6 protein-coding genes and 1 tRNA gene are annotated in these 8818 nt (G+C 38.8%); 3 read left to right on the forward strand and 4 right to left on the reverse strand.

All coding sequences use genetic code 11. The annotated features are described in order from the left end of the window. Nucleotides 1-228: 228 nt before the first annotated feature. From C9J46_RS20140 to C9J46_RS20150, 3 genes are read left to right on the forward strand one after another with little or no spacing between them, the layout of a single operon-like run. Nucleotides 229-1101, forward strand: a complete 873-nt coding sequence (locus C9J46_RS20140) for a hypothetical protein (RefSeq protein WP_107208302.1) — start codon at nt 229-231, stop codon at nt 1099-1101. A gap of 14 nt (nt 1102-1115) precedes the next feature. After that, nucleotides 1116-2243: a BamA/TamA family outer membrane protein gene (locus tag C9J46_RS20145; RefSeq protein WP_107291429.1), complete on the forward strand. Its 1128-nt coding sequence runs from the start codon at nt 1116-1118 to the stop codon at nt 2241-2243. Beyond that, nucleotides 2243-3334, forward strand: a complete 1092-nt coding sequence (locus C9J46_RS20150) for a DUF4056 domain-containing protein (protein ID WP_107291430.1) — start codon at nt 2243-2245, stop codon at nt 3332-3334. The genes C9J46_RS20145 and C9J46_RS20150 overlap by 1 nt, the downstream gene beginning before the upstream one ends. Before the next feature lie 106 nt (nt 3335-3440). Here the strand turns inward: C9J46_RS20150 and C9J46_RS20155 are convergent, their stop codons facing one another. The 4 genes from C9J46_RS20155 to C9J46_RS20170 all read right to left on the reverse strand — a co-directional run bounded on the left by C9J46_RS20155 (nt 3441) and on the right by C9J46_RS20170 (nt 8785). Further along, entirely contained in the window at nt 3441-4880 is a 1440-nt protein-coding gene (locus tag C9J46_RS20155) for an EAL domain-containing protein (RefSeq protein WP_107291431.1), read from the reverse strand. A gap of 643 nt (nt 4881-5523) precedes the next feature. Next, nucleotides 5524-7494 carry an excinuclease ABC subunit UvrB gene (gene uvrB / locus C9J46_RS20160; protein WP_107291432.1) on the reverse strand — a complete coding sequence of 657 codons (1971 nt, stop codon included), beginning with the start codon at nt 7492-7494 and terminating at the stop codon, nt 5524-5526. A 244-nt stretch (nt 7495-7738) separates the two neighbouring features. After that, complete coding sequence (locus C9J46_RS20165) at nt 7739-8299, reverse strand: 3'-5' exonuclease (protein WP_107208297.1); 561 nt, start codon at nt 8297-8299, stop codon at nt 7739-7741. 410 nt (nt 8300-8709) lie between these two features. Beyond that, nucleotides 8710-8785: transfer RNA gene (locus tag C9J46_RS20170), tRNA-Asn, on the reverse strand. Between the last annotated feature and the right edge of the window lie 33 nt (nt 8786-8818).

Below are 8818 nucleotides of genomic sequence, written 5' to 3' on the forward strand. Positions count from 1 at the left end.
TAGCGCTATAAACATAAAGGTATATGCAATTTGGAAATAGAAAACGATTACACTTCTTTGCTTTCTTTGAACTAGGGACTGTAACAATGTTCTGAATTCGGTAACTTGAAATCAGTTGGGTATAGTTATGTAACATATACTTACATTATAGATAAATCATTAAGTATGCTTAAATCAAATGTCAACTTAAAATGCGCGCCATTATAGAATTTAACTGGCATTACACACATGCGATTAGCGCATTCACTTTTCCTTAGTAGCCTAGCGTTTTCCTCATCCACTTATACATATGCTCAATCTTTTACTCTCCCTCTTTGGAAAGAAGAAGCTCAAGCTTTAGGTTACGAATTACCCAAACCGATTGGCTTTAATTTGAGTTACATGGCATTAGAGCAAGGCATTGATGTAACTAGTATTGGCTTTAATGGCCTTAACCTACCTTCTTTTGTGCGCAACATCGATATGCAAGCAGAGCAAGGCAAACAAACCAGTGAAGTGCTCACCCTACGGGCGGATATGTGGCTATTTCCGTTTCTGAACCTCTATGTCTTAGGTGGCAAGATGACGGGTAAATCGGAAACTGCAGTGAACTATGATGTTGCTATTAAGCCTTTATTCCCAAACCGCCCAGACCGTCACCTCAAAGGCCGCATTGATAACTTCAAGCTTGATCTTGATGGCTACTTATATGGTGGTGGTGTAGTGCTTGCCGGTGGCTATAAGCGATTCTTTGGCTTAGTTGATATCAGCTATACCGAAACAGAGCTAACCGTCATCGACGGCAGTATTTCTGCATGGGTGATCAGCCCTCGTGTAGGTTACGACTTTTATCAACAAGGTGTACCACTACGAGTTTGGGCCGGTGCGATGTATCAAAATGTTGAGCAATCGCTATCTGGCAAACTCACCGATCTCAATCTTCCTTCAGGATTACAACCTTGGGTTAAAAATGGCAGTTTCCATATCGAGCAACAACTGTCGACACCATGGAACCCAATCCTCGGGATGCAATATCAGCTCAATCCAAGTCTGTATTTATTGGCAGAAGCCGGCTTTGGCGATCGCTCCAGCTTATTTACATCCATTGATTTTCGTTTTTAAGTCAGAGATCAGCAATGAAACCTTGGCAACTTTCCCCATTATTGATTATTTGTAGTTTTTCTCACTTAGCCTTTGCTGATACAACACAATCAGGTTGGGTAGATCAACTACTGGAAAAACTCGGCGCTAGTGAAACGATTGATACTTCAGAAGGTATTGATTGGGGAGTATTGCCGGGGCCTTTTGCTAACCCTGAACAAGGGGTCGGATTTGGAATGGCTGCGGTTGGGCTTTACTCACCTACAGGCTGGACACCCAGTACACCGTATTCAACATTAGCGATTAAATCCTATCTATCCTCAACTGGCTCTTATGGATTAGGGGTTGAAAATCGCACTTACTTAAATCAAGACAAACTGCGCTTGATCGGTGATGCATGGATCAGCCATTCCCCCCAACATTACTGGGGAGTAGGAAAAGCTGCCGCACAAAACGACAACAATAAACGTGAGTATAACGGCCAGATCATCAAACTTGCGCCAAAGGTGTCATACCAGTTTTTACCTCATCAATACGTCAGTGTTGGCTGGGATTATCAACATTATTCACAACAAACCTTAGCAAAGACTAACGATGTTGGTGAGCACAAACTTTCAAATCAACAAAGCAGTGGTATAAGCATTGCGTTGGAATATGACAGCCGAGATTTTGAACCCAACCCATACCGTGGTCAATTGTGGTTCGCGGAATGGGTTGATTACAAAACCACATTAGGCTCTGATCAAAATTACACACGCCTGACCATGAACTACCGTCAATATGTTCAACTTGATAGCAATAACATTATTGCTTGGGATGTCTACGGGCAACGGGTTGATGGTGATATTCCTTGGTATGGCTATGCGGAAATGGGTAACGATAAACGTATGCGTGGTTACTATACAGGGCAATACCGTGATCGTTATTTACTGTCTGGACAAATAGAATGGCGTCATCGTTTTAACCATCGTCATGGTATGGTGACCTGGTTTGGCGGAGGTAATATCGCCAATAAAAGTGAGCAGTTACTTTCAAGTAAGCTATTACCTAGTTTAGGTGTCGGCTATCGCTTTGCCTTTAAGCCCCGAATAAATGTGCGTGTCGATTACGCCATTGGTAAAGACAGTTCCGGTTTTTATTTTCACATCAATGAAGCTTTTTAATGAAAATACACGCACCTTTGATCGCAGCATTCAGCCTTTGTGCTTTATTCGTCAGCCCATACAGTAAAGCATTGGATGCGCCTATTGGCGTGCGTCCATGCTGTGCCTTTGGTCAAGATTTAAAAACCGAATTATTAGGTATGCCCATTCCTTTTTTCTCAGTAGAGAATATTGTCGATATACCAATGCTCGGTAAACATAGCTACAACGATGGATCGCAAAGCGTTATTTCAAGCTTATTAGGATTAGGCGATGAATCTAATGGCTTAATCTTTGCGAGTAAGGGGGGATTTATCGATACAGCTCACGTCCGAGATACGGCAGATTTCACTTATTATTTATATCAACAAATTCGCCAGCATCTTGGATCCCATTATCGAATAATCTTACCCACGGAATTACGGGCGCGCCACATTCGGTTACAAGAGAATAAGCAAGTACTTACAAATAAAGAGAAACAATCACTGAGTCTCGAGCTTGCGGCTCTATTAGCTTTTCGATTAGCACAATGGCATGAAATCGCACAGTGGTTTGGCTATGAATCAATTATTGGCTTTCCTGAATATGTCTCTGCTTTTTCACCTGAAGATCTCTATTCCAACATGTTAGGTGCTATCACAGCTAAACAAGTGCTAGAGCAGCAACCCGATCTTTCTCCGTCAGATTTTTCTCAAGCCATGACTGATGCTTTTAACGATCAATTACAGCAATTAGGCAGTGTTTCAGCAGAAGAAACCAAACGCAACATACAGCAGTTAAATGGTCAGTGGTGGGATCACAATACACGTTTGCCACAAAAGTGGGTGGTGTTAAAACGTGATTATCAACTGGGATTAACTCTCTACCCTAATGGGGTAAAAAACGGAGTTCCTCTTTCTTTATCTACCGAACTGAGCAACGGTGATAATAATGGTATGTGGGCGGAGTTGTATTTACATAATGTAGGCAATGAAGAAACGTTTAACGCGCTCGCTCCTGAGCTCACAAACAATATGGTCTGGCAACCCGCTCAATTTCAACAACTCGCTACTTTTGCAAAACAACAAGATTATAAAGAACGCGGCAAAACTACCCAGGTAGTTAAAGACTAGAGTTAGCAAATACTCACTTACGATTAACCTTATAAAATGACAGAGCTAAAAAAACTCTTCTTGCACAGAGTACAAGAAGAGTCAGGGTTCTCACTAAGATGCTATATTAGTGAGAACTATATATATCCATAAAGCTTTCTATTGACATCGGCTTATAAAAGTAAAACCCTTGATATTGCTTAATTCCCCATTGATCTAACATCTGTTTTTGTTTTTCTGTTTCAACGCCTTCAGAGATGACAGAAAGCTCCAGTTTTTGGGCTAATAGCACTAAAGATTCAACAACATAAATCGATTTAGGATTATGTTCAATTTGCTCAATAAAACAACGATCTATTTTTAAATAATCAAAATTATAATCCGTCAAATAATACGGTGAAGAGTACCCTGTACCATAATCGTCAAGCGCAAAGAACATGCCATTTTGATGAAATTTTTCCATACGCGCTTTCACATGAACATTCGAAAATGGTGCTGATTCCGTAAACTCAAGCACCAGTTCAAACTTAGGCGCCAATAATAAACTCGCTTTATAAATACTTTCGTCAAACAAACAACGTTCCGTCAAATTAAAACTCAATTTTAGTTGTTTACTCAAAACCATTAACTGACTTTGATAAACCTGTGTCATCAAAGAGCAGGTTAACAAGGATGTTAAGTGTTGACTCTCTATATAGGGTATAAATAAATAAGGCGGTAAAACCTGACCTTTTTTAGTAATCCAACGAGCTAAGACTTCAGCCCCAATAATATCGCCTTCCTTGTTAACAATGGGTTGAAGGTATGGACGAATAATATTGCGTTTGATACAAATTCGTACCCAGATTTTTTTGCAGTAAGCGGCCGATGTATAACTACTTACCATGCAGCCCAATAAGAGCATTAACAAGTAAACATATTTAGTTTCAATAAATTGTTTTAGAGCGAGTGCCGGATCAACATCAACAAAAAAATCAGCGTCGTCGAGATGAAAATAGTACTCATCGCGATGATTTAACAAATCATGCTTAACTAACTGATTACCTTCACCAATTTCAATATTATCAAAAACGGTAATATAGCCTCGACCAATACTATCGATAACATTAAAACGAAGCGGTTTAAAATATATTTTTAAGTAAGTATTCGCTCCAACTTGCAACGTATAAGACAAGGTTGGCTTATGCGTTAGTAAGCTTTTTACCTTAATATTAAAACCTTTTACTGCCTTCATCTTCATTGAATACAGGCGATTTCCAAATGTACTGTATACATAATAATCATTATAAATCACAGATATACTGCTAACATCTTTATGATCGGAGACATAACGCTTTAACTCCCTCTGCTCAGCTAAAGTCGGAATCGTCATCTTCGAAAACATAGGAGCTAGTGTATCTTTACTATCAACAACTGAATAAAAGGTTTTCCGTTGTATTTCATGCTCATTGTGAATTTTTGTATCAATATCGTGTTGATAAAGAAGATAAGTACCGCATGCAAAGATAATGAAAAAGAACGTAGAGCACACGATCAATGTATAAAGCTTCATGTATTTAATGTTCATATAAGAACGATCCCATTTAAAGCCATATTTATTGCGTTGTATAGCGCCATAACAACTCTTTATAACAAACTAAAGGAAGCAATTACGCCCCAGATTCATTCTTATAAAATGAATACACTTAAATTCTATTTTCTATCGTAGCATATGATTTTCCAGCACGATGACTGATAAAACTAAGATCTTTTATATTAAGAATGAACATACGCTCTTTCTCACCATATAAAATATACATCACTGTTATTCGCGCGCGACGTTGTAAAAAGGCCAATATAGTTGGAGGGGTATTCACCAAAATGATGACTGCTTTTATCTATTCAACTTTAGAATTTTTATACCGTTTATTTTCTATAAAAATCGGGCGGAGTATATCAAAACTTAATGTAATTACAATCACAACACAAAAACAAAACCACTAAACAACACAAATAAAACGTAAATTCATCAATGAGATAAATTTACAATAAAATTCACTTATCTTGTTAACAAAAATATATTGCAATAATTCAGTATTGTTCCTTACTTTTAATTAAAGTCATACTTATCTTATTCTATAAGAATATAACAGATGAATATAGTTAGGTTGATTGTGAGTAATTAAGGCCGAGTCATTACGACCTTAATTAGATGTCAATTAGTATCCTTTTTACATAAATATGAACTGACGATATAACTCATTGAGCTTTTCTCTAAAAATACCAACGTGTATTTCATCATTCGTATCACAAGCCACCAATAGTTCTTTTTCTGTTGTCGTAATTTGCTGGCATAACTCTGATAGATTAGAGCAGAACTCAACACTATGTTGTGCGGGCTCATTATTATCTATCCTTGCTTTTTTACGTTGAGAGGAGGCTGGTGTAATATTATGCGCTTTATTATATTCCACCTGACGCTCTCGGCGTTGTTGTGATTCCTTCATCGCTTGCTGCATTGCAGGCGTCATTTTATCAGCATATAAAATCGCTTTACCGTTTGCGTTACGGGCTGCACGACCAATGATTTGAATCAGCGCCTGTGTTGAACGCAAAAATCCCGCATGATCGGCATTTAACACTGCGACCAATGAGGCCTCTGGAATATCTAACCCTTCTCGTAACAGGTTTATCCCAATAAGCACATCAAATTTACCTGCACGTAAATCATCTATAATTTCAACCCGTTGCTCGGTTTTTACTTCTGAATGAATATAACTGACCTTAATACCTTGCTCTACCATTAACTCATACAATGCCTCTGCACTTTTTTTCGTTAATGTCGTCACCAATACGCGTTCATCTTTTTGCGTACGTTCTGATATTTCTTTTAATAGATCGTCGGTTTGAGTCGCTAAAGGACGCACTTCAACAATAGGATCAAGCAAGCCTGTCGGGCGAATGATTTGTTCTATAACATGCTGCTGAGATTTTTTGAGTTCATACTCACCGGGGGTAGCTGATACAAATACGGTTTGTGGTTTTATTTGCTCAAATTCTTTAAACATTAAAGGTCGATTGTTCTTCGCTGATGGCAACCGAAAGCCATAATCAATTAATGTCTCTTTACGACTCACATCACTGCGATACATTGCAGAAATCTGCGGGATCATCACATGGGATTCATCAATAAACAGTAAGCCATCTTCCGGTAAATAATCTAATAAGGTCGTCGGTGGCAAGCTAGGATCGCGATCGTTTAAATAACATGAGTAGTTTTCTAATCCTGAACAATATCCAAGCTGCTGCATCATTTCTATATCATGTGTCGTGCGCTCATATAGCCTTGCCGCTTCCACAATACGATTTTCATTATTTAATTCAGCGACACGCATTTCTAATTCTTTTTGAATTTCAATGCTGGCTTTCATTAACTTGTCTTTTGAAGCGGCATACAAGGTTTTTGGAGAGACAAAATAATGCTCAATGTCGCCCAACACTTTCCCTGTAATAGGGTCAAGCCATTGTAGTTGCTCAATGGTGTCATCAAACATCACTACACGTATTGCTTTTGATTCTGAATCTGCTGGATAGATATCAAATATTTCACCGTGTACACGGAAAGTTGCTCGTTCAATCGTTCGCTCACAACGGCTATATTGCAGCGCGACAAGACGTTGAATAAAGTCTTCTCTATCGATGGTCATGCCCACCGATAAGGGAATTTGTACTGCGCGATATTGGGCTGGATCGCCTAAGCCATAAATAGCAGATACCGATGCCACGACAATCACGTCTTTACGCTCAATCAACGATTTGGTGGTCGATAAACGTAATCGTTCCAATTGTTGATTCACCGCAGAATCTTTACGAATAAAGCGATCACTACCAGGAATATACACTTCAGGTTGGTAGTAATCGTAATAAGAGACAAAATACTCGACAGCATTTTCAGGAAAGAAACGTTTCATTTCACTATAAAGTTGTGCGGCAAGCGTCTTGTTATGAGCCAATATTAAGGTAGGACGCTGAAGACGATGGATCATATTTGCCATCGTGAAAGTTTTCCCAGATCCGGTAACCCCTTGCAGGGTTTGGTGTGTAACACCGTCTTGAATATTACCGATTAATCGAGCTAAAGCTTCAGGTTGATCGCCTGATGGAGGATAAGCGGAATGCAAAATAAACGTATTCTGTGACATAAAAGTTACCTTTTAATGAGCGGCTTTTGTCAGTATACATAACGCATTATATTTTGCTGTTTAAACACTTAATCCCTTGCTACAAACTAATATTAATATTTTAGTTATCCAACTATCTCCTCAAGTATTGGCACCGAATCACAAAATATAAACAACAGCATTTTCATCGCACGAATTACATCATACACATAAAAAAGCCGACTCTATCAGTCGGCTTTACTAAACAAATCGATTGGAAGTAACACTATTCCTGTGTTGAATCTGTATCTTTTTCGCAGAACATGGTTGCCGCTAAACGCGCAAGGTTATACGCATCGACATAACCCGAATGCTGACGCCCTTCCCATTCAACACCAGCAATTTCCATTGCGGCACGTTGACCTAATCGTTTATTCGTCACATGACGCTGTAATTTAAATAAAGTGGCAAGATTTAAATATTCACGAAAAGGGACTTTGAGCTCTTTAGCTAAACATTCCTTTTTCAAAATACGATCATCATGTCCCCACGCTGCATAGATCTTATGTCGACCACCAAACTTTTGTTCGATCGATTTTAATATCACAGAAAGCGGCTTGCCATTTTTTTCAACGACCTCAGGTTTGATGCCCGTTAGTTCAGTACAAAACGGTGAGATCTCATCTTTTGTAGGACGCACATAATGTTGTGCCCGACGAACAATTTTTCCGGTGTTGAGATCAAGCTCTGCCACACCAATTTCGATGATTTCACCGGTTCTAGATGTGCGGCCATCATTCCAACAACACATTTCGAGATCGAAACACACAATACGGTCAAAATTCATTAGTTATCCAAGTGTCACAGGCAAAACAGCCGTTAATAATACCATTTTGTGTTAACTGCTTCATCCGTTAAGAGATGAGAGAAACCTATTCTATGGCGTTAATAGAGAAAAACATACAGCGAAATAATTAAGCTCACACTATCTGTAAGTACCGATCAACAACGTACATTTTGTCCTTTAGTTTATACCGTTTTTAATACTGGATTACATATCAGTTGATAAGAAAATCAAAGAAGATGCCGCTTGGATTGTGGGATCATCGTGTTCTAACAGTAAATTGCATAATCCTTTGTATGGTTACGTCAGTGAGTTAAGAATAGTTAATAGATCTTTATCACCCAATGAGTTGTTAACAAAAGCCTAGATTTCAAATGTAAAAAAGCCCGCAATTACTTGCGGGCTTTTTTATTTGGCTCCTCCTGCTGGACTTGAACCAGCGACATACGGATTAACAGTCCGCCGTTCTACCGACTGAACTAAGGAGGAATTATAATGGTGGTGGGGGAAGGATTCGAACCT

This window comes from Photobacterium sp. GB-36, assembly GCF_003026135.1.
GTDB lineage: Bacteria > Pseudomonadota > Gammaproteobacteria > Enterobacterales > Vibrionaceae > Photobacterium.

Coding starts and splice junctions, on each gene's coding strand:
- C9J46_RS20140 (WP_107208302.1), top strand. CDS start 229: ATGCGATTAGCGCATTCACTTTTCCTTAGTAGCCTAGCGTTTTCCTCA.
- C9J46_RS20145 (WP_107291429.1), top strand. CDS start 1,116: ATGAAACCTTGGCAACTTTCCCCATTATTGATTATTTGTAGTTTTTCT.
- C9J46_RS20150 (WP_107291430.1), top strand. CDS start 2,243: ATGAAAATACACGCACCTTTGATCGCAGCATTCAGCCTTTGTGCTTTA.
- C9J46_RS20155 (WP_107291431.1), bottom strand. CDS start 4,880: ATGAACATTAAATACATGAAGCTTTATACATTGATCGTGTGCTCTACG.
- uvrB (WP_107291432.1), bottom strand. CDS start 7,494: ATGTCACAGAATACGTTTATTTTGCATTCCGCTTATCCTCCATCAGGC.
- C9J46_RS20165 (WP_107208297.1), bottom strand. CDS start 8,299: ATGAATTTTGACCGTATTGTGTGTTTCGATCTCGAAATGTGTTGTTGG.